This window comes from Allorhizobium sp. GW101-3B10 (genome assembly GCF_059424725.1).
In genome coordinates this window covers 1-26,440 of sequence record NZ_JBWKZR010000001.1, presented here as the reverse complement: position 1 = coordinate 26,440, position 26,440 = coordinate 1, and the positions used below count along the sequence as shown (strand labels likewise).

Here is a 26,440-nt window from a genome sequence, read left to right as displayed (position 1 = left end):
TCCATTTTTAATCGTCAGATGACCTTCACGGAACGGTTTTCCTGCAGGTTCACGACCGGATTTTTCGTCAGATAGTCCTCGACGACATCCCAGATCGGCGGACCTTCGGTCGCCTCGTTGATCGAGGCCCAGCCGGCAACCACATAGTCTTTTGCCGGATCGACCGCCTCGCCGGTTTTCAGCATTGTCATCTGCGAGATGCGGCTGCCCATGATGCCATTGGGGTCGATCGTATAGCCCATGCCGCCGACGCGGACCATGTCGCCGCCCTGCTGGTAGTAGGGATCCTTGTTGAACAGGTTGTCGGCGACATCCTCGAGGATGTCCTTCAACATTTGGCCGCTCATGTTTGAGCGATAGGCACTCGGATAGGTCATCGAGCAGGCATTGTGCACGTCCTCGACCGTGATCTTCTGGCCGGGCAGGACCGAGGTACCCCAGCGGAAGCCGGGCGAAAGCGAGATATCGGCCTCGCGTACCTCGAGCAGCGCCTGGCAGATGAGATCGTCGAACGTGCCGTTGAAATTGCCGCGCCGATACAGAAGGCTCTCGGCCGTCGCCAGTTCACGGCTCAGCTCCGCCATGTGCGGCGCACGAATCTCCTCGACCAGTTTGGTCATTTCGGCATCCGGCGCAATGACATCGGTAAAGACCGGGATGAGGCGATGGCGATAGGATTTCAGCTTCCCGTCCTGCACGTCGAGATCCAGTCGCGTCAGGAACTTTCCATGCGAGCCGGAGGCGATCACCAGCGTCTGGCCGACGATCACCGGCTCCGGCAGCGCGTCATGCGTATGGCCGGCAAGGATGATGTCGATACCCGGAACGCGTGCCGCCATGGCGCGGTCGACGTCGAAGCCATTGTGCGACAGGAGAACGACCAGATCCGCGCCCTCGGCGCGCGCCGCCGCGACGTTCTTGGCCACCTCTTCCTCGCGGATGCCGAACGACCAGTTCGGAAACATCCAGCGCGGATTGGCGATGGGCGTATAGGGAAACGCCTGCCCGAGCACTGCGATCTTCGCACCGCCCTTTTCGAACATCTTGTAGGCCTCGAAGGCCGGCTCGTTCCACTCCGTGTCGAAGATGTTTCCACCGAGGAAGGCGAATGGCAGTCCGTCGATAATCTCCTTGACCCGCTCGGTGCCGTAGGTGAATTCCCAGTGGCCCGTCATGGCGTCGGGCTGGAGCGCATTCATGGCATCGACCATGTCCTGCCCCTTGGTCTGCAACGACGTATAGCTGCCCTGCCACGTGTCCCCACCGTCCAGCAGGAGAACCTTTTCGCCTCGCTCCGCCCTTACCCGCTTCACGATCGTAGCGATCCGGTCGAGGCCGCCCATCTTGCCGTAGCTCCTGGCAAGCGCGACATAGTCGTCGGACGTCATCGCGTAGGCTTCCGGCGTCCCCGGCTCGATATTGTAGAGCTTGAGGAAATCGGCACCGGTCACATGGGGCGGAAGCCCGGCGACGCCGCCCACGCCAAGATTGATCGACGGTTCACGAAAATAGACCGGCACCAATTGTGCATGCAGGTCGGTGACATGCAGGATCGTGACATTGCCGGTCGACTGGAAGTCAAGAAGGCCGTCCTCGGTCAGCCCCTGTTGCGCGACGGCCTGTGACCAGCGGCCGGAAAGCCCGGAACCGGCGATCGCAGACAGGGCGGCGCCCGCCATCAGCAATTCACGTCTCGAGAACATACACTTCTCCCATGAACACGAGTGCCCCTCGCGGCAAATCTCGCGCTATCCACATCGTCGTTAGCGGGGCGGCGGCGACCTCGCCGCCGGTTTTTACTGGCGGACGGCCGGCGTTTCGACCGACAGGCCGAGGCCGCGCCAGGTGACATAAACTTCAAGCGCCATCAGGTCGTCCGAGAACGCCTTGGGCATTTCGGCACGCGTGTCGCGGATGCAGCCGCGGAAGCGGTTGTGCAGCGAGACCATTGCCGGTGCGCTGAAGCGGTATGTCGGGAAGCCGTTGACCTGGCCCTGGCTCAGATGGTCGGCACGGATGAACTTACCCATGCTGTTCTCGTGACAGTTGGAGCACGACAGGTTCAACTGACCCATGCGGGTATAGTAGAGATCCTTGCCCTTGTTCCACCAGGTCTGCATCTCGCCTTGCTTGAGATCGACGGATACCGGCGTCCCGAGCGACTGGTGCTTGATATAGGTCGTCAGCGCCACCTGCTCCTCGGCATCGAACTTGTAGGCTTCCGCCCCCATGTTCTCGGTGCGGCACTTGTCGATCTGCAACTCGATGTTGATCGGCTTGTTGGCCTTGGCATCCCACTTCGGGTAGCGCGCGCCGATGTCCTTCATCGACACCGAGGCGTCCTCGTGACAGGAGGCGCAGGACTTGCCAGCCGTTCCGTCCACAGTATTCCAGATCTCCTGGCCGCGCTCGACCGCCAGCATACCGGGATTGGCGAAGGAATCCGCCTCCGTCGCCCGCGTTTCCGCCTCGCGGAACAGCCAGCCCGACAGCACCTCCTCGAACGGGTGACCTTCCGGCGCCTTGGTGCGCGTGATCATTTCCTTGTCGTCGATGATCAACTTGTCATCGACCGGATCCGCAAAGGCGGCACCCAGGGGACTGCTCATTGCCAAAAGGCCGGCGGCAAGCGCCAACGAAAGTCTTCTCATGGTTACCCCTCCCAAGATAACGGCGAACGCTCCGCATCGCCCGCGACGGATCGGCTGCGCGCCTCCGCGCGATGCGCAAAGGCGGATGGCTGGCAGCGCCCATGGGGCGCGGCGCGACGGCGAGGCGGTCAATTCACGGTGATGGGCTGCTCGTCGACGTAGACGGAGCCGTCGTCATCGGTCCAGGTGAACTTGAACTTGCCGGTCTCGTTGACGATCGCGCTGAACTCGAAATACGGGTTTGCGGAAACCGCCGGATCGATGTCGCAGGAGAACACCGGCTTACCGTTGAACTCGCAGGCGAACTTGTTGATGATCTTGCGCGGGATCGGCTTGCCGTCCTTGTCCTTGCGCTGGCCGGACTCCATCTCGTGGCTGATCAGGGTCTTGATCAGAACGACTTCGCCGGCTGTTGCCGTCTTAGGGACTTTGATACGTGGTTTGGGTGCTGCTGCCATTTCCTCAATCTCCTCTGTAAAAGCCGCTCAGCCGCCGCAGCCGCCGATGGTGACCTTTACTTCCTTCTTGTCGATATAGACCGAGCCGTCCGCCATCCTGGCGACGGCAATGACGTTCTGGGTCTTGGCCAGGCGAATGCGCGTAGTCGCCGATGCCGAACCGCTGAGCGCGGTAAAGTGGAACGTCACCACCTCGGGATTCGGATTGCCGTCTGCCACGATCATCACCGACTCGACCAGGTCGCCGTCCTTCATGGCGCTCTCGACATCCACGGAGATCGGAACGGTATTGCCGTTTTCGGCGATCTCGGGTGCGGTCAGCGTGATCTTGCCGGTCTCCGGTGTCTTGCCGCCGGCGAAATCGGCGATCCGTTTGTCCGTCGCCGGCACGTCCGCGAAGGCCAAACGCCCGCCGGTTGCCGAGACGGCCGCAGCACCCGCCGTCAGCGCCAGGACCTGTCGCCTTGTCAGTTTCATGATTTTCTCCTCCATGACCGCGCCTACTTGGCGTCCTTCAAGGTGACCAGATAAGCCACCACATCTTCAACCTGCTGTGCGGTCAGGATCGTCTTGCCGACCAGGTCCTTGCGCACATTGATACCCACTTCGAGCGTGTAGAAGCCGGGCATGACCGAATCCGGATTCAGCGAATGCTTGGCGTTGACCACGATGCCGCGCAGATCATCGGGAGACCAACGGTCAGCGACGCCGTCCAGGGTCGGGGCCACATCGCCGTGAAACTGCTCCTTGGCCAGCGGCGTCACCACATGACAGGCGAGACAGTTTCCGAGGCTGCGATTGGCGAGCACCTTTGCGCCCTCCTCCGGATTGCCCGGCACACCGGTCAGCGATGTCTTGATGGTGGCGCCGTCATACGGGACGTCGGCCGGGGCAATCTCGGCGGCCGATGTCGTCCGGATGGGCGCAAGAGCCGCCGTAGCGGCAAAGCAAGCTACGACTAACTTCATTCTTCGAGTCCTCCCAAACTCCCGAACCGGCCAGCGATCCGCTCCTTATGACAAACGATAGACCCGAGATTGATCTAGATCAATAGAAAAATCTAAATTCTTGCATATGTAATCATCCGTCTGATTTTATGGACTATTCTTCAAGTTTTCCCGCCGCTCGCAGCTCATTGACGATCCGGGCGTGGTAGACTTGAAAGTGCTCGCCGCCCTCGTAACCCTTCTCGCGCACCCAGCGGAACATGTTGAGGAACGTCAGTTTCCCGAATGCGCCCGGCATCGTCGCCACGGCTGCCTTGCTCACGGGAACCTTCTCATCGAGCTTCTCAGGAAGGAAGACAATCGTCGGGGTGAAGATGTAGCCCCATTTGCGCGCCGCGGACTTTTCGGTGAGAACCTCGCCATCCGTGTCGGTGACCTCCTCGTCGCCGAACATGTTGTACTGGACCACCATGTAGTTCGCCTTGATGTAGTTGCGCACCTCCGGATCGGAGAGGATCTTCTCGTGCATCTCCCGGCAATAAATGCAGCCGCGTTGCTCGAAGATGATCGCCAGGCGCTTGCCCTCCGCCTGAGCCGCGGCGATGTCTTCCGACACGTCGCGGAAAGTCATCGAGAACCATTCCTCCTTGTGCAACCCGTCATCCCCGACTTCCTCGGCCAAGGCTGGCATCAGGACGAGGGCGAGCACGGCCAACGACAGGCCAAACGACTTCAGCATGGGTTCCTCCTATCCAATCGACTGAAACACGGGAAATGTCTCGAGCAGCCAGAACGAGATCCGGGACATCTGGCCGGTTATGAACAGCAACCCGGTCGCAATCAGGAACAGGCCGAGGGCGATCTCCACCTTGCGCAGATGCCGGCGAAACCGCATCGCCCAGTCCAGGAACCGGCTGGCGAACACCGCGGCAAGGATAAAGGGGATGCCGATACCGAGCGAATAGACCGCAAGGAGAACCGCGCCTTGGGCCGCCGATCCCTCACTGCCGGCGATGAACAGGATTGCCGCGAGGATCGGGCCGACGCAGGGCGTCCAGCCGAAGGCGAAGGCGAGGCCGAGGATATACGCGCCAATCAGTCCGGCCGGCTTCTTCTCCACCTGCACGCGCGCCTCGCGATAGAGGAAGGCGATGCGGAATATCCCGAGGAAGTGCAGTCCCATGATGATGATGATAACGCCGGCGATGATCGACAGGACGTCGAAATACTGGGCGATTGTCTTGCCCACGAGGCTCGCGGTCGCGCCGAGCGCCACGAAAACGGTCGTGAATCCGAGTACGAAGAAAATCGCGGAGAAGACGATCTGCCGGCGCTCCGCCGGCCCGGGCGAAGCATCCTTCAACCGGTCGAAGCTCACGCCGGCCAGCCAAGCCAGGTAAGGCGGCACGATCGGCAGGACGCATGGGGAAATGAAGGAGAGCAATCCCGCCAAGAATGCTCCACCCAGACTGACATCAAGCATCCGATCCCTCCCAAGATCTCCGCACGCGTCAACGAATGTGCTTCCCATGTATGCAAATTTATCTATATATTGCAAACGGCAAATTGAGGGATGTCAATTGCACCTGGTTTTCAGACTGCTCCTGCTTTTCGGGGTCGTATCTGCGGCGTTCCAGACGCACGCGGCAGAGCTCGTCGTTCTCGTGCAGCCTGGCTGTCCGTGGTGCCGGCAGTTCGACTCGCAGATCGCCCCGGCCTGGCCGAAGACGCAGGAAGGCATGCGCGCACCGCTTCGGCGCGTCGATATCACCGAGCCCTGGCCGGACGATCTGGCCGGCATACAACGCGAGCGATTTACACCCAGCTTTATTCTGATGCATGAAGGCAAGGAAATCGGTAGGCTGCGCGGCTATGTTGGAGACGAGTTCTTCTGGTTCAGGATCGCGGAATTGATTGCCAAGCTGCCGCAGTAAGTGCTTCGATCTTCGAAGCTTATGACGAAAGAGGAATTGGGAAATGAGCCTGCCAAAGGTCAACGCATTGCGGTCGCCGGAAACGCGAGACGGTCTTTTCGCCCGGGCGCGCAAGGCAAGCGAACTGCTCAAGGCCTTGTCCCATGAGGATCGGCTGCTGATCCTCTGCCTATTGACCGAGGGCGAGAGGTCAGTGTCGGAGCTTGAGGAGATCATGGACATGCCGCAGGCGGCGGTGTCGCAGCAACTCGCTCGCCTCCGCTTCGATCGGCTGGTCAATACCCGACGCGATGGCAGGACGGTCTACTATTCGCTCGCCGGCAAGGAAGTCTCGTCCGTTATCGAAAACCTCTACGACCTCTTCTGCGCCGAGGTGCGAGGCGAGAAATAGCGCGGCCATCGCCAGGCGGGGGAGCGCCGGGCGACAAACATGCCGCAAGACCATGGGAGGAAGGAAATGGATTTCGCCGCATCGCCGTGGCTTCTGCCCCTTGCCGGACTGCTGGCTGGCACGTTGATGGGCTATGTCGCCCGGGGCCAGCGATTCTGCACCATGTCGTCGCTGGAACGGCTCTGGTATGCTGGAGACGGCACGGGCGTCAGGACCTGGATGCTGGCTGCGGCCATGGCGCTGATTTTTACCCAGACCCTGCATGCGTTCGGCTGGGCCACCCCCAACGAGAGCTTCTATGTCCGATCCGGCTTTGCCTGGAGCGGCGCCATTCTCGGCGGCATCATGTTCGGTTTCGGCATGGCGCTCGTGGGAACCTGCGGGTTTGGTGCTCTCGTTCGACTGGGTGGCGGCAGCCTTCGCTCGCTGATCGTGCTGATCGTCCTGGCGCTGAGCGCGCTTTCGGCGCAGAAGGGCCTTATCGCACAGGCACGCGTGCCCTTCGTTGACGCCCTGGCGATCGACATGAGTTTTGCCGGCGGCCAGTCGCTCGGCCTTATCGTATCGTACCTTGCCGGCGTCGACGTGCAGTTCCTCGTCGCAGCACTCATCGCCGCGGGCATGTTGTGGTGGATATTTGCGGACGCCCGCTATCGCAGGCAGTACCGAGCCGTCGCGACGGGAACCATCATCGGCGGCGTGATCGCCTTCGGCTGGTTCATGACCGCCTGGGCGGCCGAGACCTCGTTCGAGGTGGTGCAGCTCGAAGCCGGTTCCTTCGTCGTGCCAGTCGCCGACACGCTGCTCCATCTCGTCACCTTCACCGGTTCCGTACCCGACTACGGAGTCGGGCTCGTCATCGGGGTGGTGGTTGGTTCCAGCCTCAACGCCCTGTTCCGCCGCCAGGTGCGCTGGGAAGCCTGCGACGATGCCCGGGAACTCAGCCGACACCTGCTTGGCGGCTTCCTGATGGGCGTCGGCGGTGTTCTTTCCATGGGCTGTACGATCGGCCAGGGCGTGACAGCCGTGTCCGCCTTGGCGATTTCCGCCCCATTGGTCCTCGTCTCGATCATCGTCGGCGCCAGGATGGGACTGTCCTACCTGATCGAGGGTTCGCCGCTCGCAGTATTTTCGACGTCAAGATCCTGAGGCCGCAGGATGCCCTTGTCGCTCAGTGCGGGCAAGGTGGACGTCTCCGTCCGATCAGGCCGGGATAAAGGCGTAGGCGCTCCCTTTCCGCTCAGCGTGACCGATGCCCGCATGGTCAAAATGGTAGCCGATGATCGTCGCCTTGTCGGCGACCAAACGATCGAGCAAGGCTTGCCGCGTCTTCACGCCCTGTTCCTGGTCGTGGTCGCTTCCGGTACGCCATTCGGGATGGGCAAACGAGATCGCCGTATTGCTGAGCGCGTCACCGACGATCAGCGTCGGCTCGCTGCCGCCGTGCACGATGAAGGACAGGTGGCCGGGCGTGTGGCCGTTCGTGTCGACCGCTTCGACGCCGGGGAGCACCTCCTGACCGGGCTTGATGAAGTTCACCTTGTCTTCGATGAACTTGAACCGGCTCTGCGCTCCGACGACGAAGCTCTGCCGCTCCACCGGCACACTTGCCAGAGTGTCCGGCGACGACCAGAAATCCCATTCCGTCTGGCTGATGTGATAGGCAGCGTTGGCGAACACGAGTTCGTCGAAGTCGTCCGTGACGCCCCAGAGGTGATCCGGATGGGCATGGGTGAACACGACATCCGTGACGGAAGCCGGATCGATCCCCGCTTCGCCTAGGTTTTCGAGAAGCCGGCCGGCGCTCTTCATGAAGTTCGAGCCCGAGCCGACATCGAACAGCACGACCCGGTCGCCACGCTTCAAGGCGGTGACATTGCAGTCAGGCATCAGCGTATCGGTCGGCAGGCCGTTTGCCGTGAGGAAAGGCTCGAGTTCGGCCTTGGGTACCTCCGGATAGAGGAAGGCCATCGGCAGGCTGAGATTGCCGTCGCTGATCGTCATGATCTCGCCGTCACCCGCTGCGATGCGCCCCAGTGCGACGGCGCGCCGGGGTAGTGCCGCAGATGCCAACAGGCCGAGCCCGCCCAGCAGGACGTTGCGACGACTGATGCGATCGAGCGCAATTTTGGCGTGGGCCTGATGGTGCGTCATGTGTCATTCCTCCCGCAAGACCAAACATATATCTTTTTTTGCATATTTCTACAACTCGGGCTAAGCTGCTTTCTCAGATCCGATTTTTGGGAGGAAATCGCATGCGCCTGCTGACATCCGCAATTCTCGCCGCGTCTGCCCTGTTGCTCGGCACCTCGTTTGCCCGAGCGCAGGACGACGTCACGACCTTTACGACGGAAGCCCCCTTCGCCGAGGTCATCGCCGACCTTGAGGATGCAGTGGTGAACCGCGGCTATGTGGTCGATTATCACGGCCATATCGGCGACATGCTGGCTCGAACGGCCGGGGATATCGCCGGCGCCAAACCTCTCTACAAGGCCGCGGAAATCCTGCAGTTCTGCTCTGCCACGGTATCGCGAAAGGCGATGGAGGAGGATATCGCCAATATCGCCTACTGCCCCTATGTGCTGTTCGCCTACGAGTCCGCCGAAGATGCTGGCAAGGTCACGCTCGGCTTTCGCCGCCTGCCGGACGGCGGGGGACGTGACGAGGTCAACACTCTGCTGGAAGAAATCGCCGGCGAAGCCGCCGGGCAATAGTGGGCAGTCGTCCTATACGACCCAATATGCCGGATGGGCATTCAACCTCGTTGGAAGGCGAAGGCCGTCAGATCTGCATGCCTTGAAAACACGGCGGCACCAAAGTCCAAGGCCAGCCGGCTGGCGCTTCTTGTGCGCTCGGTCTGCCGCTCCTGTCACGGCAATGCGACTGCGCCGCGGCTTTGATAGAGCACGTAGAGTGCCACGACGATGATCAGTACGGCAAAGATCCGGTTGAGCAGGTTCCGTTTCGTCGCCAGACGGGTGGCGAGCAGCATGCCGCCAAGGCCGCCGATCACGCCGCCGCCGATGAATTCGGCGGCGATCGGCCAGTCGATCAGGCCCGAAACGGCGTAGTTGAGGGCTGTCGCCAGGCCGAAGGTGCCGACGGCGAGCAGTGACGACCCGACCGCATGGATCATCGGCATGCCGGTCGAAAGCATCAGGCCGGGCACGATCAGAAAACCACCGCCGATACCGAAGAAGCCGGAGGCAGCGCCGGCGACCAGTGCCACGGCGGCCGTCTTCCAGCAGGTCAGGCGATCCGTCTTGACGATGTTCGAGGCGACGGTGGTCCGCGACCGCAGCATCAGGGCGGCCACGACCAGCATCAAAAGGCCGAACAGAAAAAGCAGCCTTTGCCCATCGAACGTCTTTCCGAGGCTCGAGCCGGCGAGCGCCCCCGCGGTTCCTGTCACAGCAAAGACCATGGCGCAGCGCCACCAGACATGTCCTTTGCGGGCATGTCCGATGAGATTGGCGTAGGCGTTGATCGACACGGCCAGAGCGCCAGTGCCAATCGCCACATGCGGCTGGGATATGCCGACGACATAGAGCAGCAGAGGCGTGGCGAGGATCGAGCCCCCGCCTCCGATCAGGCCGAGGGTGAACCCCACCAGCCCTCCCGAAGCTATCGCCGCCACGCCCTGAGGAATGACTTCGATCATTCCCACGCCGCCCCTGACAGGGCGTTGATCGGTATCTTCAGATAGCGCTCGCCATTGGCCTCCGGCTCCGGCAGGCGGCCGCCGCGGATGTTGACCTGAAGCGCAGGCAGGATCAGCTTCGGCATGGGAAGGCTCCTGTCCCGCTTGTCGCGCAGCGCCACGAAGGCGGCTTCATCCTTGCCGGCGATATGCGGGTTGCTGCGCTTCTGTTCGGCGACGGTGGTCTCCCACAGCGGTTCGCGGCCGTCCGGCTGATAGTCGTGACCGGTGAACAGACGCGTCTTGTCGGGCAGCGACAGGATCTCCTGGATCGAGGCCCACAGCCGCTTGGCGCTGCCGCCGGCAAAATCGGCGCGCGCCGTACCGCTGTCCGGCATGAACAGCGTGTCGTGGACGAAGGCGGCGTCGCCGATCACATAGGTGATGGAGGCCAGCGTATGACCGGGAGAAAACAGCACCCGGCCTTGCAGTTCGCCGATCGAAAAGCTGTCGCCGGCTGCAAACAGGCGATCCCAGTGCGAACCGTCGGCGGGAAAGTCCGGCCAGTTGTAGATGCCTTTCCACAGTTCCTGGACATCGACGACATGCGCGCCGATCGCCGTCGGCGCGCCGGTCTTGCCCTTCAGATAGTGGGCCGCAGAAAAGTGATCGGCATGCGGATGCGTATCGAGGATCCATTCGACCGTCAGCCCCTGCGCGGCGATATAGTCGAGCAGCGCATCGGCATTATCGGTTCCGGTGGTGCCGGACTTTTCGTCATAGTCGAGCACCGGGTCTATGATCGCGCATTTACCGGTCGCCGGGTCGCTGACAACATACTGGACGCTGAACGTGCGCTTGTCGAAGAAGCCCTTCACATCAGGCTTTGCGGTCATGCTTGGTTCCTTCCTGACTCACGGTTGTGTCTATGTCCTCCAGTCCGATCGTTGCTCCTCGGGCGGTTCCGAGTCTCGACCGCTCCGTGGCGCGGTATGGCATCACAACAAGAAGCTACGACTCTCAGCGAAATGTATATACGACAATACGTAATAACGAATAAATGAATTATCTAGACCCCCAGGATAGAAAGGGCAGCTTTCGTGACGCCGCCTCTCCCAATGGCCCCGCCCCCGGTGACCTTCGCCGACAGGCTGGCTCTCGGCAGTGCCGGTGACGCTTTTTGGTCGCCCGGTCCCCCCATAGAGAGAAACCTACGCGCGGCGGGCCAGGCAGATCAGCCGCGCGCCATGGCTATGGCCTCCTTGAGCCCCTTTTCGTCCAGCACGCCTGGATAGATATGCGAGCCGATGACGAAGGAAGGTGTCCCGACGAAATTCAGGGCGAGCGCCTGATTGTAATTGCGGTCGAGCAGACCGGAGATCTTGCCATTGTGTTTGTTCACCGCCGCGGCAATCTCTTTCATTTTCAGACCGGCGCCGGTCAGCGAGCCTTCCACGACCTCTTCAGTCAGCTTGCCGGACGTGCGCATCAATGCCTCCATCGCCTTCTCATATTGGCCGATCTGAGCAGCTCCGAGAACCGCTTGGGCGGCAAAGATCGACGCCCCGCCAAAGACGGGCCAGTCCTTCAGAACCAGGCGGATATTGCCGTCCTCTTCGACCAGTTTCTTCACCATCGGATGCGACTTCTTGCAGTAGGGGCATTGATAGTCGAAGAACTCGACGAGGGTGACATCGCCTTTCGGATTGCCGAGCACCGGGGCGTCCTTGTCGAAGTAGATCTCCTCCTTGGTGACGTCCTGTGCAAACGAGAGACGCGGGATGAGGGTCGTCAGGGCCAAGGTGCCAAGCGTGGCATTGATCAGGTTTCTGCGGGTGACCATCAGATTTCTCCTTTTCCAGATTGTTCGGGGCCGAGCACGACGACGCGCGAGCCCTTCGGCACGCGGCGGTGCAGATCGATGATGTCCTGATTGAGCATGCGGATGCAGCCGGACGAGACGGACTTGCCGATCGACCAGGGCTCGTTGGTTCCATGGATGCGATAGAGCGTGTCCTGCCCGCCCTTGTAGAGATAGAGCGCACGCGCACCGAGCGGGTTCTTGAGCCCGCCCGGCAATCCCTTGGCGAGCGGCTCGTAGCGCTCGGGATCCCGCTTGATCATGTCCTGGGTCGGCGTCCAGCCCGGCCATTGCGCCTTGCGGGCCATGTCCGCCTCGCCGACGAATTCGAGGCCGGCCTTGGCGACGCCAACGCCATAACGCATGGCCTTGCCATTCCCCATCACGAGATAGAGGAAACGGGCATGCGGATCGACGACAATGGTGCCGGTTGGTTCCTTCGTCTGGTAGTCGACCACCTGTCGGACATTCTTCGACGCGATCTTCGTAGCGTCCACCGCCGGAATCAGGTTTCCGCCGTCGTCGATTGCCGAATACATGCTGGCCACCGACGGGTCGACCTTCACCACGTCCGGCTCGACGGCTGGCCGGGTCGTCTGGACACAGGCCGACAGGGATAGCAGGACTACGGGCAGGGCCAGCAGTCGCACCCGGCTCAACGGTCCCGGTTGGTTGGATTTACGCATTCATATGTCCCTTTCCGCAAGCGGAGCTGCAATTTTGCTGATCTGTTCCGACAGGCTCTCGCGCGAAATTTCGCCGAGATGGGAGGCGGCGAGCGTGCCGTCGGGATGGATGAAAAGCGTCGCGGGCAGGCCCGGCGCACCGTAGTGCCGCGACAGGAGCGCGGTTTGGTCGGCGATGACTGCCTCGATCGCGATGCCGGCGTCAGTGAGATAGTCCGCGATGCGGGCGGCCGCCTCCCCCTGGTTGGCGAAGACGAAGTCGACCTTCGGATGGCTGCGCGCCATCTCCGCCATCATCGGCATTTCGCGCCGGCAGGACGGACACCAGCTTGCCCAGAGATTGACGACAAGCGGACGGCCGGCGCGCTCGGAAAGGACGATGGAGCGGCCATCCAGCATCGCCAGCCGGGTGACGGGAGCAGCGATGGCGGCACTGGTACCCAGGAGCGCAATGGTCGAGAACCAGACGAGCGCGCCGGCCGCCAGGCTGCCGGCCGCCCATGGCAGCAGACGGACTGACCGCCGGAGCACGAGCACGGCCGCGATCAAGATGCCGGCCAGGGCCCCGGTCGCCGAAAAGCCGCCCTGCCAGAAGGCCAGGATGCGCCACGGTTCGACGAAAAAGCTCTCCAGATGCGACAGGACGTGGTCGGCGCGCGCGCCGATCAGGCCCAGCACGAGCGTCATCGTCGACCAGAGACCGAGACGGCTGCCGGCGCGGGAGGACAAAAGACTTGCCAGAGCGAGGAAAACGCCGATGCCGAGAATGGCGGCCAGTCTTTCGACGTCGAAGGCAAACGGACCGATCGAAATCGCGTTCATTGCAGGGCCGCCTTTGCCTGGCCGGCAGACAGGACCAGATCGGCCTTGTCGACCTCGCCGACAAGCCGGGTCTCCGCGACTTCCGCAGGCCCATCGAAGAACAGCATGGTCGGCGGACCGACGACATCAAGCGACTTCATCAAGCCCGCGAGATCCGTATTGCTTGTCGTGAGATCCACGCTCAGTCGATCGAAGCCGGCCAGTGCCTGGGCGACCTCGGGTCGCGACAGCACGTTTCTTTCGATCGTTCGGCAACTGACGCACCAATCGGCCGTGACATAGACGAGAGCGGGCCTGTTGCCCTTGGCACCAGCGGCGAGCAGAGCTTCGAGCTCGTGAGCGGATGCGACCGTAGCGAAATCCTTCTTTGAGAGACCGGCCGGGGACAGGACGGCCCTGCTCGCCGAGAACGATGCGAGCGGCGCGAGGGGATCGGTCGCTCCCGCCGCAAGCCCGACGGCAAGCACGGCGCCATACAGGGCCGAGAGCAGGCCCACAGATTTGCCAAGGCGTGGCAGCGCACCAGTCTCGGGGCGCAGGCTGTCGAAAGCGCCGATAAACACACTGAAGGTAACAAGCAGGGCCGACCAGAGCCCAAGAATTCCTGCCGCCGGCAGCAGCGGCTCTGCTAGCCAGATGGCCGTGGCGATAAACAAGAAACCGAAGAGCTGGCGAATGCGCTCCATCCAGGCACCGGCACGCGGCAGCAAGCCTGAGCCGAACGTGGCCATCACGACGAGCGGAACGGATTTACCGAGCCCCAGCGCAAAGAGGGCCGCGGCTCCAAGAACGAGGTCGCCGGAGCGCGCGATATAGAGCAAGGCGCCAGCGAGTGGCGCGGTGACGCAAGGCCCGATGATCAGGGCGGAGGTGAAGCCAAGCGCCGCCGCGGAGCCGATCGATCCGGAGCCGGACGTCCTTTTCCCCGCAAACCGCCGGGTGACCACGGACGGCAACTGCAATTCGAACAGCCCGAAGCTGGCAAGGCCGAGGGCGACGAAGAGCATGGCAGTGAGGGCGATCGTCACCGGCGACTGCAGGGCGAACTGCAGATTCTGCCCGGACCAGGCAGCGAGCAGACCGAGCATGCCGAAGGCAGTCGCAAGCCCCAGCCCATAGGTGAGGGAGAGTGTGAAACCGCGCCGCGCCGTCAACCGGTCGCCCTCGCGCGCCAGGGTCGCAGCCAAAATGGGATACATCGGGAAGACACAAGGCGTGAATGCGAGCAGCATGCCGAGGCCGAGAAAGGCAGTCAGCAACAGCGGCACGCCGCCACGGGCGAGGAAGCCCTCCGCCATGCCGCCGGACGGCGGCGTAGCCGTTGAAAATCCAGTTCCTGTGTCGCCCGAGCGCGTTTCGACCGCTATCGCCGGCGTCTCACCGGAGACCGGCGTCAAGCCTGCCGAGTCAGCCGACCGGGTCGGCGTCCATTTGCGGCCGCCCTCCGTCGCAAAGGCGGCAAGATCTATCTTGCGCGTCGTCGGTGGATAGCAGATGCCCTCCTCCTGGCATCCCTGGTAGGTGACCTCGAACGCCGAAGCGTCCGTCGAGGCAAGCGCCACCGCATGATCGAAGTAGACCTCGACCTTTCCGAAGCCGGGATCATCCTTGAGCGTGCCGGGCCCGGTTTCAAGTACGACAGGCTTGCCGTCCGGGGTCGTGGCGGCAAGGTATTCGCGATAGAGGTAGTAGCCCTTGTGAATCTCCCAATTGAGGGAAACCCGGCCATCCTCGCTTCGCTCAACGCTGAAGACGAATGCCTTGTCCATGTCGAGCGGCCGCTCGAGCGCTGCGGCGGGGCTGGCAAAAAACGCCGAAAAGAGTAGCCCTATGAAGAGTTTCGAATAGTGCATGCCTTGTGTCCTTCCGGCGGCGGACCATTTGTTGTTCGGGACACGGATCGGCCCGCCGCCTTAAGGCAGGCTTAAGGTGAGCGGCGCATTGAGGGCGCCAAGGTCAGGTTCACGGAGGTGTGATGCGTCTACTGGTGGTTGAGGACGACGAGGTGCTGTCGGATGGCTTGAAGGTCGGACTGAACATGCTCGGCTTCACCGTCGACGCGGTCGGCTGCGTTGCGGACGCCTGCGAAGCCGTTGCCGTCAACCGCTTCGATGCAATCGTGCTCGATCTGATGCTGCCCGACGGCTCCGGTCTCGATGTGCTTGCCCAACTGCGCGCCTCCGGCGGGCGCACACCGGTCCTGTTGCTGACTGCCCGCGACGAGGTCGGCGACCGCATTGCCGGTCTCGACGCCGGCGCCGACGACTATCTCGGCAAGCCCTTCGATCTCGACGAACTGGCCGCGCGTCTGCGCGCCATCATCCGCCGGGCGCAAGGACGGGCTGAAAGCCGGCCGCAATGGCGTGGTGTCACCCTCGATCCGGCGCGCATGAGCGCCGAGCAGGACGACCGGACCGTGCCGCTGTCCCGGCGGGAATTCACCATCCTGCAGGCCTTGATGGACAATCCCGGCACGATCCAGTCCAAGACGGCGCTGGAGCAAAAGCTCTATGGCTGGCAGGAGGACGTCGAGAGCAACACGGTCGAGGTCCACGTACACAAGATCCGCGCCAAGCTCGGAGCCGAACTGATCGAAACCGTCCGCGGCGTCGGCTACCGGCTGAAGGACGAAGCGTCATGACCTCGATCCGCCTCAGGCTTTTCGCCATCCTGCTCGCCACCACCGGTGCGGTCTGGCTCTTCGCAGTAATCTGGACCTACGTGAATACCCAGGCCGAGGTCGAGCGGGTACTCGATGCCCGCCTGACCGAAGCCGCGCGCATGGTGAGTTCCCTGATCACCGACCACCATATCGATGTGGCCGCCGCTGTTGATGCCGCCAACGCGCGGGAAGCCGGCGGAGTGTTCGAGCAGGGGGAAGGATATAGCCGCCAGTTGTCTTGCCAGATCTGGTCCTTGCAGGGAACGCTTGTCAGCCGGTCCGAAAGCGCGCCGGCCACCTCCCTCGCCGATCACCGGGAAGGTTTCGCCGAAACCGAGATCAACGGCGAGCGCTGGCGGGTCTTTGCCGTGATCAATCCGACGCTCGGGGTCCGCGTCCTGGTCGGTGACAGCCTCGAAATCCGCGATCGGCTGGTGGGCGACGTGATCAAGGGCCTGCTGCTTCCGGCCCTGGTGATCCTGCCTATGCTGGCATTGCTCATCTGGTTGAGCGTCGGTCGCGGACTTGCCCCGCTGAACCGCATCGCGGCCAGTCTCTCATCTCGATCCGCGACCGAGCTTCATCCCCTCCCCGAGGCCCCCGCGCCCCGCGAGATCCGGCCGATGATAGCCGCCTTGAACAACCTTTTCCGGCGCGTCGAAGATGCGCGTACGAGGGAAAGTGACTTCACCGCCTACGCTGCCCATGAACTAAAAACCCCGCTGGCGGGTCTCAGGACCCAGGCGCAGATAGCCATGCGCAGTGAGGATCCAGACACCCGCCGCCAGGCGCTCAGCCAGATTCTCAGCAGCGTGGACCGCACAAGCCGCATGGTGCGCCAGTTGATCGACATGGTGCGCGTCGATGCGCGGGAAGATGTCGTCACGTGCGACCAGGTCGACGTGCCGCGACTGCTAGAGGAGCTTTCGACAGAATTGTCGCCGGTGGCAGTTCAGCGTGACGTGCAGATCACGGTGCGGTCGGATGTCGAGCAGGGCACGTTGCGTATTGCGACCGATCGGACCCTGTTGCGGCTGGTCTTGCGAAATCTGCTGGAAAATGCGCTCCAGCATGCGCCCGCGGGAACGGAGGCCACCTGCACGGTGCGCGTCGCGGACAATTGCCTGACGATCGAAATCAACGATGTAGGACCCGGCATGTCCGCAGCCGAGCAAAATCGGGCGGTCGATCGCTTCTACCGGGGGCCGTTAAGCGCACCGTCAGGGAGCGGCCTTGGACTATCCATCGTCCAGATGGCGATCGACCGCCTCGACGGACACCTTGATTTCAGCAATCGCGCACAGGGCGGCTTGTCAGTGGCGGTGACGCTGAAACGGTGTGTTACCTAACCTCCACATCCGATGCATGGCATGTTTTTGTGGAAATGCCGTTTCGCTGCAGGGCGGAATAATCGCATGTACCACTTTTCCGCTCCAAGGCTCTTTACCGCGGGGAACAGCACGACGAGGTCACGCCGGCTCCTGGCACACCGCGTTTGGCTCGAGATAGAAATCAGAAGGAGAGCCGGTCCAATCCAGTTGCAGAGCCACGAGCAAGGCGTCGCTGGCCCAGTCGTGCTCGCTGATGTCAGCGAGATGGCCCGAAAGAGTGTGGTCACGATGCAGTGACAGCGAAGGCCAGAAACGCAAAAACCGCCCCCGTTAGACGGAAGCGGTTATTGATTTATGTCTGACTGGTTGCGGGGGCCTGATTGCACAGAGACTTGTCTAAATCCCACTTCCAGAGACCTTGCAACTGGCCTTCTGCGGCGTAAGCATAATTATAGAACTTTCGCGCGCGGGCAAAGATCAAATTGCCAATATCTCTCGCGCTGCCTCTTAGGCACCGCTTAATGACGATCGGGGCAACACCCAACCGCCCCTACAAAGTCACGCGCTGCTGGGCCGGTACCTCCGGAAGTCAGGATCAGGTCGAAGCGATTCTGGTCGCAGAGATCGATCAGTTCATCGCGAACGGAGACAAAACCATCCGGGATGATCCGCTTCGTCAGCCTGTGGGGCGACTTTATCGCGCGCGCCAGCCATGTCTCGGTCAAGGGACCCGACAGATCCTCATATCCTCCGCGACTGGCGCGATCCGATACGGTAACGATCGCAATCTGCATTTCTATCCTCCTAGAACCGACATATGGCGCGCCAGTCCGCTGACGGCCTGGCGCGAGATTTCGAACGAATGTCCCTTCGGCTTGCGACCAAGCGAATCCCGGACCAGGCCACCAACGGTTGCCTCCGGATCCTCGCCGCGCAACGCCTGGCGAAGCCCGACCGTGCCCTCGCTCCCCATGCAGGTGAAGAGATCGCCGGCACAGCTCACCCGCACCCGATTGCAGTTTGCGCAGAAATCGCAAGATAGCGGCGTGATGAAGCCAAGCCGCCCGCCGGTTTCGGCAACGCGAACATAGCGGGCCGGACCTCCGGTCCGGTCATCGATCGGAACAAGCGTCCACCGCCCGGCAAGCGACCGGCGCAGATGATCAAGGGGAAGGAAGCTCTGGCTGCGATCGTGTCCGGTCTGCCCAAGCGGCATCTCCTCGATCAACGTGAGGTCCATGCCTCGCCCATGCGCGAAGCCGATGAGATCGTCCACTTCGCTTTCGAAGTCACCCCGCATGGCAACCGCGTTGAGTTTGACCTTGAGACCGGCGGAAAGCGCTGCGTCGATACCCTTCAGAACCGAATCCAGCCGGCCCCACCGGGTTATCCGCGCATATCTGCCGGCATCGAGACTGTCGAGCGAGACGTTGACGCGGCGCACACCTGTTGCAAACAGGGCTTCGGCATAACGCGAAAGCAGCGTGCCGTTGGTGGTCAGCGTCACCTCATCGAGCTCGCCGCCTTCGAGGTGCGGCGCGAGCAGACTGAACAGCTGAAGGATATTCTTGCGCACCAGCGGCTCTCCGCCGGTCAGCCGGATCTTGCGCACGCCCCCGCGGATGAAGACTCGAGCCAGCCGGTATAGCTCCTCCAGGGACAGGACATCCTGGCGCGGCAGGAATGTCATGTGTTCGGCCATGCAGTAAGTGCAGCGAAGATCGCAGCGATCCGTCACGGAAAGCCGAAGATAGGTGACCTGCCGGCCGAACTGATCGACCAGGGGGAAGTGTGTTGCTCCCGTGCCGGTCGCGATATGCCGTTCATGCCGCATCGCGAAGTCTCCCGGCCGCTGCAACCGCCCGACGGACCCAGTCGACGACCACGTCCAGGTCGGGTGGAAGGAGGAGCCCGAGATCTCCCGCGAACCGCTCCCAGGCCTCGACATAGCTTTCCCGCACCGCGATCAGCACCGGAATGTCCCGTGCGCAGGCCTCCTCCATCACGGCACGAAAACCTTCCCCCTCGGCCTCGCCTTTGCCGAAGCGGTTGAGGATCAAGAGATCTGGATCGTTCTCCAGACCGGACAGGAGGCGCCCGGCCACGTCTGCCAGGGCCTGCGGATCGAGCCGGCAACCGCGCGCACCCGGGCCGAGCGCCTGCGATATCACATGCCGCTCACCGCTGGCCAGATCCTCTAGCTCGATCCGGCCGCAGCACGCGCCGTCGTCCGTGCGTTCCCATTGAAGGAAGCCGGTGACAATCAGCCCTTCGGCCCGCAACAGCTCGGCCACCGCCCCGAAGATATCGTCGACCGGCCGGTCCTTTTCGACCCGAATGGCGGCTTGGAGCGGTATAGCGAAATCGGTCATATGCTCCTCCATGCGAATTCGCGCCTGCAAAAGGGGAACCAGGGAATGGGCGTACCGCATGCGCCTTCGATTGACGACGCATCGAGAACGGCGACGCCGTCGGCCTGGGAAAGCGGCATCAACGAGGCGGAGCCGCCGTGGCCGAGGCGCTCGACGATCGGGCGGCCGGAAGCATCATGCGCGACGATACGCGCCGGCAGATATTCCGCGCGACCTGCCTTCCGCTTCCAGCCGAAGCCGGCCACTGCCTTCTCGACCGACATTTCACCTCGCGAAAAGCCCAGCATCGCGGCAATCTGCCGGGCGACAAAGAGCTGGAATCCCATATAGGCCGACAGCGGATTGCCAGGCAGCCCGGTCAGCAAGGCATCGCCGAGCCGGCCGAAAAAGACCGGCTTTCCGGGCTTCAGGGCCACCCGGCAGGCCTCCACCGATCCGCCGGCCGCGTGAAGGGCCGGCCGAACGAAGTCCCGGCCTCCGACCGAAGCCGCGCCCGAGGTGAGGATCATGTCGAATTGCGTCGCGTTCGCGCGCAGCAGCCTGGTCATGGCGCCGAGATCGTCGGCACAGATACCGAGATCCGTCACCTCCGCACCGAGCCCTTCGCACAATGCAAGCAGCATGGGCCGATTGGCGTCATGGATGCTTGCGCTGCCGCTGCCCGCATCGACGAGTTCATCGCCGGTGGACAGCACCGCGATCCGTGGTCGGCGCCTCACCTGGATCGAAGCATGGCCATTGCCCGCGAGCAACCCGATATGGCGCGCCTCGATAATCGTGCCCTGCCTTACGAGAAGGGCGCCGGCGCCAATGTCCTCGCCTGCGCGACGTATGTTCTCGCCCATCGCCGGGCGGGTAAAAATCCATACATGCTCGCCCTGATCGTCGCAGTTTTCCTGCATCACCACGGCATCGTAGAGAGCGTGAACCGGCGCGCCGGTGAAGATACGCAAGGCCGCGTCGACAGCAACTCCGGCCAGCCCCAGGGCAGCGCCGGCCGCGATTGTGCCTACGACCGGCAATCGCCACGGCCCCGTTCCCCGAATATCCTGAAGCCGCACGGCAAAGCCGTCCATGGCGGAATTGTCGAAAGCCGGCATGGCCCGCGGCGCATGCAGATCCGCCGCGAGTATCCGGCCACGGGCGAACGGGAGGGCGACCTCTTGCGCCCCGGTGATCGGCCTTGCCATGCCGACCGCGATTTCGATAGCCCTCTCCACCGACATCAGGTCGGAGCCGGCCGGTTGAAGGTCGCAGTTGCAGGCGGCTCTAGGCATGACAGGCATGGGGCACCTTTCCATCTCGCGCAAAGCCCGGCGCGTTCGCCTCGTCGCATCGAAACGCAGCGGCGCTTCTGTCGCAATCGCATTTAAGGTCGCGGAGCAGACCATCCTTCAGACCATAGATCCAGCCGTGGATCGTGAGCGGACGCCCCCCCTTCCAGGCTGATTGCAGGATCGGTGTCTGCGACAGACTGGCCACCTGCGAGGCGACCGTCAGTTCGCAGAGCCGATTCAGCTTCTCTTCCGTCTCGTCAATCCTCGATAGCTCCGCGCAGTTCGCTTCCGCCACGTCGCGGATCGGCTGCAGCCAGTGATCGATGATGCCATGCCGCTGCCCATCCATGGCGGCGCGGATCCCGCCGCAGCCATAGTGTCCGCAGACGATGATGTGCTTGACCTCGAGGGTCTCCACGGCAAATTCCACCACCGACAGCAGGTTGAGGTCCGCCCGGTGGACGAGGTTGGCGACGTTGCGATGGACGAAGACCTCGCCCGGCTCAAGCCCGGTGATGACATTGGCGGGAACCCGGCTGTCGGAGCAGCCGATCCAGAGATATTCCGGTCGCTGCAATGCCGACAGCCTGTCGAAATAATGCGGGTCCTCGGCGCATTTCGCCGACGCCCAGCGGACATTGTGTTCGAAGAGATCAGAAAGCATCGGGGTACTCCAGCCCTGACGTCCGTTCCGGCGGGTCGGCCAAGGCTTCGCGCGACATCCCGGATCCTGCCCGCTTCGCCTTGCCGCTTCCTTCCGTCATCGCCATTGCATCACTGCATCAAGTGTCCGTCGGCACCGAGCACATCGATCCCGGTGATGGTTGCGTCTGCCGCCAAGATGGCGATGAACTGCGATACGGCTTTCGACCAGGCGGAGGCTTCGAGCCAACCGGCGATCCGGTCCTGCACGAAGTCGAACGGCAGTTGTTCACCATCAATCCGCCGTTCCAGCCGGATGATGTGGAAGCCGAACCGGCTTTCGACCGGTGCGGAGGTAATCTGGCCCTCCTCCATCCGGGCAAGGCAACGCTCGAACTCCGCAACCGTGCTGCCACGGGTCAACTGGCCGAGATTGCCGCCCTGCGCGGCCGAGGGACAGGCCGAATGGGTTCGCGCCATCGTTGCAAACTCGCTCGGGTGCTCGACGAGGACAGCCGCCAGACGTTCCGCGTCGTTACGGGCCGCATCGCGCGCGCGCTGGTCCGCAGGATCGGCGGCGATCAGGATATGGCTCGCCTCGAAGATCGGTTCGCTGCGGAATTTCGCCCGGTTGTTCTCGTAGAAACGCAGGCACTCCTCCGCCGTGGCCGATGGAACCGTAACCTCTCTCTCGATCAACATTCGGATGGCTGCGTCCTCGTCGGTTTCATGACGCCCATCCGCCGTTTCCTCTCGCGCAGGCGCAAGGTTCAGTTCGACCGCCCATTGCAGAAGGAGTTCGCGCACGACCAGCGCCCTTGCCGCCGCCAGAAGTGCCGCCCCCGGGTTTTCGGCCGGATGGTTCTGCGCCTCGGCGAGGATCTCGCTTTCATCGATTTCCACGCCGTTGACCGAGACGGCGTCGAGCACCGGCCGGGCCTTGGGTGGAATGCGGGTGTCCGGTTCCTGGTAGGTCGAATAGCTGTCCTTCTTCCCGGACACTTCGGAAGCGGTCGAACCCTTGTCCGCATTGTTGAAGAGCGTGACCATGGGCTTACTCCGCCGGAGCGCGATTGACGGAACTGCCGTTCCGCTGCCGGACGACCTGATAGCCCGGGCGCCAGAGATAGCGCACCGGCGCGCTCAGCATGTGAACCAGCCGGGTGAACGGGAAGAGCAGGAAGATCGTCAGGCCGAGGAAGAGGTGCAGCTTGAACACCAGCGCCGCGTCGGCGACGTAGGAGGCTGCTTCCGGGTTGAAGGTGAAGATACCCTGGGCCCAGTTCATAAACTTCACCATTTCATGGCCGTCGAGATGGGCAAGCGAGGTCGGGATGGTCGAGAGCCCAAGGAAGAGCTGGACCCAAAGCAGGATGATGATCAGCGTGTCGGTCGTGCTCGACGATGCCCTGACGCGCGGATCGAATAGCCGGCGATGGACGAGAAGCGTCGCGCCGACGATCGCCATGGTACCGGCAATGCCGCCGGCAACCACCGCCAGCGTCTGCTTGGCGCTGTGGCTGATGCCGAGCGTGTCGAAGATCACGATCGGCGTCAGCAGGCCGACTAAGTGGCCTGCGAAGATGAACAGCACGCCGAGATGGAAGAGCACCGAGCCCCAGATTAGCTGCCTGCGACGCAAGAGCTGGCTCGACCCCGAGCGCCATGTATAGGGCTCGCGGTCATAGCGGATGATCGAGCCGAGGATCAGCACCACGAGCGCGATGTATGGGTAGATGCCGAACCAGAGTGAATTGAAAAAGTCAGACATGTCCGCCCTCCTAAACCGGTATCGTGTTCAAGGGATCGTTCGGCTTGCGCGCCGCGGCCCTCATCTGTGTGCGCAGCCGGTCAGGGCCGCAGCTGTTGTCACCCGCATTGCCGCCGAAAGTGACGACCTCGTCCTCCCAGATGCGGTCCATCGCTTCGAGGTCGTTCGGATCGTCCTCGGCGCCGTCCAGAAGCTCCTTCAGGAGCTTCTGGTCCGGCTTGCTTTTCGATACGAGGCCGAGAGCAGCAAATGCGTTGGAATAGACCGATTCCCGTTTCCGCAGCCGCTCGCCGATCGCCGCCGTGATATGGCCGGTCTGGGCGAGGAGGTCATCGACCTCTTCCGTTGTCAGGGTAGCAAGGAATTCGAGGAACAGCGGCAGATAGTCCGGCAATTCCTTTGCGTCGATTTCGAAGCCCTGGTCCTCGTACATGGTCTTCACGTCGACCATGGCCTGCCCACGGTCGCGGCTTTCGCCATGCACGTGCTCGAACAAGCTCAGCGAGAGCGACCGGCTACGGTCGAACAGGTACACGTAGCGCTCCTGAGCGTCGTAGAGGTCCTGTCCGGCGAGATCGTCGATCAGGCGGCCAAGCAGCAGCCTAACCTCCCGGGAGATCGCGTCATCGGCGTCAAGCGCCGTCTTGAGCTCCGGCGCCCCCGCGATGAGTTCCTCGGTCGGATAGCTGAGCAACAGCGATATTGCCTTCAGTGCCTTGTGCATCAGACATGCTCCTTGAAGAGATCGGTCGGGGTCTGGACCACCTTGCGGCGCTTGGCACCGAAGAGGTCGCTGTCCGACGTGCCGCCCGAGCAGCCATTGCCGAAGGAGAAGCCACAGGAGCCACGAACGTCATAGGCGTCCTCGGTCACCTCGCGATGCGTGGTCGGAATGACGAAGCGGTCCTCGTAGTTGGCGATCGCCATGATGTGATACATTTCCTCGATCATCTCGGCACTCATGCCAACCTTGGCGGCGATCGACGTGTCGATGACGCCGTCGATGGTCTTCGAGCGCATGTAGGCGCGCATGGCGAGCATGCGCTCCAGTGCCGAGATCACGGGGGCTTCCTTGCCGGCCGTCAGCAGGTTGGCGAGATAGCGAACCGGGATGCGCAGCGACCGCACATCCGGCAGCGGGCCGTCCATGCCGAGTTTGCCCGACTGGGCCGCCGACTGCAGCGGCGAAAGCGGCGGGATGTACCAGACCATCGGCAGCGTGCGGTATTCCGGGTGGAGCGGGAAAGCGATCTTCCAGTCCATCGCCATCTTGTAGACCGGCGACCGTTTCGCCGCTTCCAGCCAGGCATCCGGAATGCCATCCTTGCGCGCCTGCTCGATGACGGCAGGATCGTTGGGATCGAGGAAGATTTTGAGCTGTTCCTCGTATAGGTCCTGCTCATTCGCCGTGGATGCGGCCTCCGAGATCCGGTCGGCATCGTAAAGGATGACGCCGAGATAGCGGATGCGCCCGACGCAGGTTTCCGAGCAAACGGTCGGATGGCCGGCCTCGATGCGAGGATAGCAGAAGATGCACTTCTCGGATTTTCCCGAGTTCCAGTTGTAGTAGATCTTCTTGTAGGGACAGCCGGAGACGCACATGCGCCAGCCCCGGCATTTTTCCTGGTCGATCAGGACGATGCCGTCATCCTCGCGCTTGTAGATCGCCCCCGACGGGCAGGCCGCCGCACAGGTCGGGTTGAGGCAGTGCTCGCACAGCCTCGGCAGGTACATCATGAAGGTGTTCTCGAATTGGCCGTAGATCTCCTTCTGGATGCCCTCGAAATTGTAGTCCTTCGAGCGCTTCTCGAACTCGCCGCCGAGGATCTCCTCCCAGTTCGGACCCCATTCGATCTTTTCCATCCGCTCGCCGGTGATCATCGAGCGAGGCCGTGCCGTCGGCATGGCGCGGCTTTCGCCGGCTGTCTGCAGGTGGCCATAGTCAAAGTCGAAGGGCTCGTAATAGTCATCGATTTCCGGCAGGTCCGGATTGGCGAAAATCTTGGCGAGGATGCGCCACTTGGCGCCCATCTTCGGCTCGATCTTGCCGTTCGACTTCCTCACCCAGCCGCCGTTCCACTTCTTCTGGTTTTCCCATTCCTTGGGGAAACCGATGCCGGGCTTGGTCTCGACATTGTTGAACCAGGCGTATTCAACGCCTTCGCGGTTGGTCCAGACATTCTTGCAGGTGACCGAGCAGGTATGACACCCGATGCACTTGTCGAGGTTGAGGACCATGCCGATTTGCGCGCGGATCTTCATTCTGCCGGCTCCTTGTTGTATGGGGTGCTTTCGGTGTGCGGCCCTTCCAGCCAGTCCACCTTGTCGAGTTTGCGGACCACGACGAACTCGTCCCGGTTGGAGCCGACCGTGCCGTAGTAGTTGAAACCGTAAGCCTGATGGGCGTAGCCGCCGATCATGTGGGTCGGCTTGGTGATCACCCGCGTGACCGAGTTGTGGATGCCGCCACGCTGGCCGGTGATCGGCGAACCGGGCGTGTTCACGATCTTTTCCTGGGCGTGATACATGAAGATCGTTCCGTCCTTCATGCGCTGGGAAACAACTGCGCGGGCGACGATGGCGCCGTTGGCGTTGTAGACCTCAAGCCAGTCATTGTCGGCAATGCCGGCCTTCTTGGCGTCCGGTTCGGAAATCCAGACCACCGGGCCGCCGCGATTGAGCGTCAGCATCATCAGGTTGTCGCTATAGGTGGAGTGGATGCCCCACTTCTGGTGCGGTGTGATGAAATTCAGTACCAGGTGCGGCTTGCCGTCCGACTTGGCCTCGATCGCCGGATTGACGGTCTTGGTGTCGATCGGCGGTCGATAGACGCAGAAACCTTCACCGAAGGCCCGCATCCACAGGTGATCCTGATAGAGCTGCTGGCGGCCGGTCAGGGTGCGCCACGGGATCAACTCGTGGACGTTGGTATAGCCGGCATTGTAGCAAACCGTGTCCGATTCAATGCCCGACCAGGTTGGGGAGGAGATGATCT

General features: G+C 62.5%; 28 protein-coding genes and 2 pseudogenes. 6 read left to right on the top strand and 24 right to left on the bottom strand.

Going from position 1 to position 26,440, the window contains the following annotated elements; genetic code table 11:
- Positions 1-14: 14 nt before the first annotated feature.
- The 7 genes from soxB to AC07Y0_RS00120 all read right to left on the bottom strand — a co-directional run bounded on the left by soxB (position 15) and on the right by AC07Y0_RS00120 (position 5,539).
- On the bottom strand, positions 15-1,703 hold the full coding sequence (gene soxB, locus AC07Y0_RS00150; RefSeq protein WP_498673344.1) for a thiosulfohydrolase SoxB: 1,689 nt from the start codon (positions 1,701-1,703) through the stop codon (positions 15-17).
- 93 nt (positions 1,704-1,796) lie between these two features.
- Positions 1,797-2,651 carry a sulfur oxidation c-type cytochrome SoxA gene (soxA, locus tag AC07Y0_RS00145; protein ID WP_498673343.1) on the bottom strand — a complete coding sequence of 285 codons (855 nt, stop codon included), beginning with the start codon at positions 2,649-2,651 and terminating at the stop codon, positions 1,797-1,799.
- A gap of 128 nt (positions 2,652-2,779) precedes the next feature.
- The gene (soxZ, locus tag AC07Y0_RS00140) at positions 2,780-3,109 is read right to left on the bottom strand and encodes a thiosulfate oxidation carrier complex protein SoxZ (RefSeq protein ID WP_498673341.1); all 330 of its coding nucleotides are present in this window, start codon (positions 3,107-3,109) and stop codon (positions 2,780-2,782) included.
- 27 nt (positions 3,110-3,136) lie between these two features.
- Positions 3,137-3,586: a thiosulfate oxidation carrier protein SoxY gene (gene soxY, locus AC07Y0_RS00135; RefSeq protein ID WP_498673339.1), complete on the bottom strand. Its 450-nt coding sequence runs from the start codon at positions 3,584-3,586 to the stop codon at positions 3,137-3,139.
- Positions 3,587-3,609: 23 nt separating this feature from the next.
- The gene (soxX, locus tag AC07Y0_RS00130; RefSeq protein WP_498673337.1) at positions 3,610-4,077 is read right to left on the bottom strand and encodes a sulfur oxidation c-type cytochrome SoxX; all 468 of its coding nucleotides are present in this window, start codon (positions 4,075-4,077) and stop codon (positions 3,610-3,612) included.
- A gap of 133 nt (positions 4,078-4,210) precedes the next feature.
- Positions 4,211-4,795, bottom strand: a complete 585-nt coding sequence (locus tag AC07Y0_RS00125) for a SoxW family protein (protein WP_498673336.1) — start codon at positions 4,793-4,795, stop codon at positions 4,211-4,213.
- Positions 4,796-4,804: 9 nt separating this feature from the next.
- Positions 4,805-5,539, bottom strand: a complete 735-nt coding sequence (locus AC07Y0_RS00120; protein ID WP_498673333.1) for a cytochrome c biogenesis CcdA family protein — start codon at positions 5,537-5,539, stop codon at positions 4,805-4,807.
- 97 nt (positions 5,540-5,636) lie between these two features.
- Here AC07Y0_RS00120 and AC07Y0_RS00115 point away from each other — a divergent pair, with 97 nt between their 5' ends.
- From AC07Y0_RS00115 to AC07Y0_RS00105, 3 genes are all read left to right on the top strand, one after another.
- Positions 5,637-5,990, top strand: a complete 354-nt coding sequence (locus AC07Y0_RS00115; RefSeq protein WP_498673332.1) for a thioredoxin domain-containing protein — start codon at positions 5,637-5,639, stop codon at positions 5,988-5,990.
- 43 nt (positions 5,991-6,033) lie between these two features.
- Positions 6,034-6,381 (top strand): ArsR/SmtB family transcription factor, encoded by a 348-nt coding sequence (locus tag AC07Y0_RS00110; RefSeq protein WP_498673329.1) that lies wholly within the window; start codon positions 6,034-6,036, stop codon positions 6,379-6,381.
- Between the two features lie 66 nt (positions 6,382-6,447).
- Positions 6,448-7,530, top strand: a complete 1,083-nt coding sequence (locus tag AC07Y0_RS00105; protein WP_498673328.1) for a YeeE/YedE family protein — start codon at positions 6,448-6,450, stop codon at positions 7,528-7,530.
- Between the two features lie 54 nt (positions 7,531-7,584).
- Here the strand turns inward: AC07Y0_RS00105 and AC07Y0_RS00100 are convergent, their stop codons facing one another.
- Entirely contained in the window at positions 7,585-8,535 is a 951-nt protein-coding gene (locus AC07Y0_RS00100) for an MBL fold metallo-hydrolase (RefSeq protein ID WP_498673326.1), read from the bottom strand.
- 101 nt (positions 8,536-8,636) lie between these two features.
- Here AC07Y0_RS00100 and AC07Y0_RS00095 point away from each other — a divergent pair, with 101 nt between their 5' ends.
- Positions 8,637-9,095 (top strand): DUF302 domain-containing protein, encoded by a 459-nt coding sequence (locus tag AC07Y0_RS00095; RefSeq protein WP_498673324.1) that lies wholly within the window; start codon positions 8,637-8,639, stop codon positions 9,093-9,095.
- Between the two features lie 155 nt (positions 9,096-9,250).
- On the opposite strand, the gene AC07Y0_RS00090 is transcribed toward AC07Y0_RS00095, so the two are convergent.
- The 6 genes and pseudogenes from AC07Y0_RS00090 to dsbD form a co-directional block, all read right to left on the bottom strand.
- Entirely contained in the window at positions 9,251-10,042 is a 792-nt protein-coding gene (locus AC07Y0_RS00090) for a sulfite exporter TauE/SafE family protein (protein ID WP_498673322.1), read from the bottom strand.
- Positions 10,039-10,908, bottom strand: a pseudogene (locus AC07Y0_RS00085) (MBL fold metallo-hydrolase); the annotation flags it as partial. The pseudogene AC07Y0_RS00085 and the gene AC07Y0_RS00090, both read right to left, overlap by 4 nt.
- Positions 10,909-11,255: 347 nt before the next feature.
- The gene (locus AC07Y0_RS00080) at positions 11,256-11,864 is read right to left on the bottom strand and encodes a DsbA family protein (protein WP_498673320.1); all 609 of its coding nucleotides are present in this window, start codon (positions 11,862-11,864) and stop codon (positions 11,256-11,258) included.
- Positions 11,864-12,568, bottom strand: a complete 705-nt coding sequence (locus AC07Y0_RS00075) for a L,D-transpeptidase (RefSeq protein WP_498673318.1) — start codon at positions 12,566-12,568, stop codon at positions 11,864-11,866. Before AC07Y0_RS00075 ends, AC07Y0_RS00080 begins: the two co-directional genes overlap by 1 nt.
- Positions 12,569-13,390, bottom strand: a complete 822-nt coding sequence (locus tag AC07Y0_RS00070; protein WP_498673316.1) for a prolipoprotein diacylglyceryl transferase family protein — start codon at positions 13,388-13,390, stop codon at positions 12,569-12,571.
- Complete coding sequence (dsbD, locus tag AC07Y0_RS00065; RefSeq protein ID WP_498673313.1) at positions 13,387-15,243, bottom strand: protein-disulfide reductase DsbD; 1,857 nt, start codon at positions 15,241-15,243, stop codon at positions 13,387-13,389. Before dsbD ends, AC07Y0_RS00070 begins: the two co-directional genes overlap by 4 nt.
- A gap of 122 nt (positions 15,244-15,365) precedes the next feature.
- On the opposite strand from dsbD, the gene AC07Y0_RS00060 reads away from it, so the two are divergent.
- Positions 15,366-16,031, top strand: coding sequence for a response regulator transcription factor (locus tag AC07Y0_RS00060; RefSeq protein ID WP_498673312.1), 666 nt, complete (start codon positions 15,366-15,368; stop codon positions 16,029-16,031).
- Entirely contained in the window at positions 16,028-17,401 is a 1,374-nt protein-coding gene (locus tag AC07Y0_RS00055) for an ATP-binding protein (protein WP_498673310.1), read from the top strand. Before AC07Y0_RS00060 ends, AC07Y0_RS00055 begins: the two co-directional genes overlap by 4 nt.
- Positions 17,402-17,940: 539 nt before the next feature.
- Here the strand turns inward: AC07Y0_RS00055 and AC07Y0_RS00050 are convergent.
- From AC07Y0_RS00050 to AC07Y0_RS00005, 10 genes and pseudogenes are all read right to left on the bottom strand, one after another.
- Positions 17,941-18,177 (bottom strand): annotated as a pseudogene (locus AC07Y0_RS00050) (molybdopterin-binding protein); the annotation flags it as partial.
- Between the two features lie 2 nt (positions 18,178-18,179).
- Positions 18,180-19,217 carry a GTP 3',8-cyclase MoaA gene (moaA, locus tag AC07Y0_RS00045; RefSeq protein WP_498673308.1) on the bottom strand — a complete coding sequence of 346 codons (1,038 nt, stop codon included), beginning with the start codon at positions 19,215-19,217 and terminating at the stop codon, positions 18,180-18,182.
- A complete protein-coding gene (locus tag AC07Y0_RS00040; RefSeq protein WP_498673306.1) occupies positions 19,207-19,755 on the bottom strand; it encodes a DUF2478 domain-containing protein in 549 nt (182 codons plus the stop codon). The genes moaA and AC07Y0_RS00040 overlap by 11 nt, the downstream gene beginning before the upstream one ends.
- Positions 19,752-20,981: a molybdopterin molybdotransferase MoeA gene (locus AC07Y0_RS00035; protein ID WP_498680147.1), complete on the bottom strand. Its 1,230-nt coding sequence runs from the start codon at positions 20,979-20,981 to the stop codon at positions 19,752-19,754. Before AC07Y0_RS00035 ends, AC07Y0_RS00040 begins: the two co-directional genes overlap by 4 nt.
- Before the next feature lie 43 nt (positions 20,982-21,024).
- The gene (gene can / locus AC07Y0_RS00030; protein ID WP_498673304.1) at positions 21,025-21,696 is read right to left on the bottom strand and encodes a carbonate dehydratase; all 672 of its coding nucleotides are present in this window, start codon (positions 21,694-21,696) and stop codon (positions 21,025-21,027) included.
- Positions 21,697-21,806: 110 nt separating this feature from the next.
- The gene (locus AC07Y0_RS00025; RefSeq protein WP_498673301.1) at positions 21,807-22,724 is read right to left on the bottom strand and encodes a peptidylprolyl isomerase; all 918 of its coding nucleotides are present in this window, start codon (positions 22,722-22,724) and stop codon (positions 21,807-21,809) included.
- A gap of 4 nt (positions 22,725-22,728) precedes the next feature.
- Positions 22,729-23,445: a respiratory nitrate reductase subunit gamma gene (gene narI, locus AC07Y0_RS00020; protein ID WP_498673300.1), complete on the bottom strand. Its 717-nt coding sequence runs from the start codon at positions 23,443-23,445 to the stop codon at positions 22,729-22,731.
- A gap of 10 nt (positions 23,446-23,455) precedes the next feature.
- Positions 23,456-24,169 (bottom strand): nitrate reductase molybdenum cofactor assembly chaperone, encoded by a 714-nt coding sequence (gene narJ / locus AC07Y0_RS00015; protein WP_498673298.1) that lies wholly within the window; start codon positions 24,167-24,169, stop codon positions 23,456-23,458.
- The gene (narH, locus tag AC07Y0_RS00010) at positions 24,169-25,707 is read right to left on the bottom strand and encodes a nitrate reductase subunit beta (RefSeq protein ID WP_498673296.1); all 1,539 of its coding nucleotides are present in this window, start codon (positions 25,705-25,707) and stop codon (positions 24,169-24,171) included. Before narH ends, narJ begins: the two co-directional genes overlap by 1 nt.
- Positions 25,704-26,440: molybdopterin dinucleotide binding domain-containing protein (locus tag AC07Y0_RS00005; RefSeq protein ID WP_498673293.1), on the bottom strand; the 737-nt coding region annotated here is incomplete at its 5' end. The genes AC07Y0_RS00005 and narH, both read right to left, overlap by 4 nt.

Excerpts from the sequence above, each read along its gene's own strand:
- soxB (WP_498673344.1), bottom strand. The coding sequence starts at position 1,703 with ATGTTCTCGAGACGTGAATTGCTGATGGCGGGCGCCGCCCTGTCTGCG.
- soxA (WP_498673343.1), bottom strand. The coding sequence starts at position 2,651 with ATGAGAAGACTTTCGTTGGCGCTTGCCGCCGGCCTTTTGGCAATGAGC.
- soxZ (WP_498673341.1), bottom strand. The coding sequence starts at position 3,109 with ATGGCAGCAGCACCCAAACCACGTATCAAAGTCCCTAAGACGGCAACA.
- soxY (WP_498673339.1), bottom strand. The coding sequence starts at position 3,586 with ATGAAACTGACAAGGCGACAGGTCCTGGCGCTGACGGCGGGTGCTGCG.
- soxX (WP_498673337.1), bottom strand. The coding sequence starts at position 4,077 with ATGAAGTTAGTCGTAGCTTGCTTTGCCGCTACGGCGGCTCTTGCGCCC.
- AC07Y0_RS00125 (WP_498673336.1), bottom strand. The coding sequence starts at position 4,795 with ATGCTGAAGTCGTTTGGCCTGTCGTTGGCCGTGCTCGCCCTCGTCCTG.
- AC07Y0_RS00120 (WP_498673333.1), bottom strand. The coding sequence starts at position 5,539 with ATGCTTGATGTCAGTCTGGGTGGAGCATTCTTGGCGGGATTGCTCTCC.
- AC07Y0_RS00110 (WP_498673329.1), top strand. The coding sequence starts at position 6,034 with ATGAGCCTGCCAAAGGTCAACGCATTGCGGTCGCCGGAAACGCGAGAC.
- AC07Y0_RS00105 (WP_498673328.1), top strand. The coding sequence starts at position 6,448 with ATGGATTTCGCCGCATCGCCGTGGCTTCTGCCCCTTGCCGGACTGCTG.
- AC07Y0_RS00100 (WP_498673326.1), bottom strand. The coding sequence starts at position 8,535 with ATGACGCACCATCAGGCCCACGCCAAAATTGCGCTCGATCGCATCAGT.
- AC07Y0_RS00095 (WP_498673324.1), top strand. The coding sequence starts at position 8,637 with ATGCGCCTGCTGACATCCGCAATTCTCGCCGCGTCTGCCCTGTTGCTC.
- AC07Y0_RS00090 (WP_498673322.1), bottom strand. The coding sequence starts at position 10,042 with ATGATCGAAGTCATTCCTCAGGGCGTGGCGGCGATAGCTTCGGGAGGG.
- AC07Y0_RS00080 (WP_498673320.1), bottom strand. The coding sequence starts at position 11,864 with ATGGTCACCCGCAGAAACCTGATCAATGCCACGCTTGGCACCTTGGCC.
- AC07Y0_RS00075 (WP_498673318.1), bottom strand. The coding sequence starts at position 12,568 with ATGCGTAAATCCAACCAACCGGGACCGTTGAGCCGGGTGCGACTGCTG.
- AC07Y0_RS00070 (WP_498673316.1), bottom strand. The coding sequence starts at position 13,390 with ATGAACGCGATTTCGATCGGTCCGTTTGCCTTCGACGTCGAAAGACTG.
- dsbD (WP_498673313.1), bottom strand. The coding sequence starts at position 15,243 with ATGCACTATTCGAAACTCTTCATAGGGCTACTCTTTTCGGCGTTTTTT.
- AC07Y0_RS00060 (WP_498673312.1), top strand. The coding sequence starts at position 15,366 with ATGCGTCTACTGGTGGTTGAGGACGACGAGGTGCTGTCGGATGGCTTG.
- AC07Y0_RS00055 (WP_498673310.1), top strand. The coding sequence starts at position 16,028 with ATGACCTCGATCCGCCTCAGGCTTTTCGCCATCCTGCTCGCCACCACC.
- moaA (WP_498673308.1), bottom strand. The coding sequence starts at position 19,217 with ATGCGGCATGAACGGCATATCGCGACCGGCACGGGAGCAACACACTTC.
- AC07Y0_RS00040 (WP_498673306.1), bottom strand. The coding sequence starts at position 19,755 with ATGACCGATTTCGCTATACCGCTCCAAGCCGCCATTCGGGTCGAAAAG.
- AC07Y0_RS00035 (WP_498680147.1), bottom strand. The coding sequence starts at position 20,981 with ATGTCGGTGGAGAGGGCTATCGAAATCGCGGTCGGCATGGCAAGGCCG.
- can (WP_498673304.1), bottom strand. The coding sequence starts at position 21,696 with ATGCTTTCTGATCTCTTCGAACACAATGTCCGCTGGGCGTCGGCGAAA.
- AC07Y0_RS00025 (WP_498673301.1), bottom strand. The coding sequence starts at position 22,724 with ATGGTCACGCTCTTCAACAATGCGGACAAGGGTTCGACCGCTTCCGAA.
- narI (WP_498673300.1), bottom strand. The coding sequence starts at position 23,445 with ATGTCTGACTTTTTCAATTCACTCTGGTTCGGCATCTACCCATACATC.
- narJ (WP_498673298.1), bottom strand. The coding sequence starts at position 24,169 with ATGCACAAGGCACTGAAGGCAATATCGCTGTTGCTCAGCTATCCGACC.
- narH (WP_498673296.1), bottom strand. The coding sequence starts at position 25,707 with ATGAAGATCCGCGCGCAAATCGGCATGGTCCTCAACCTCGACAAGTGC.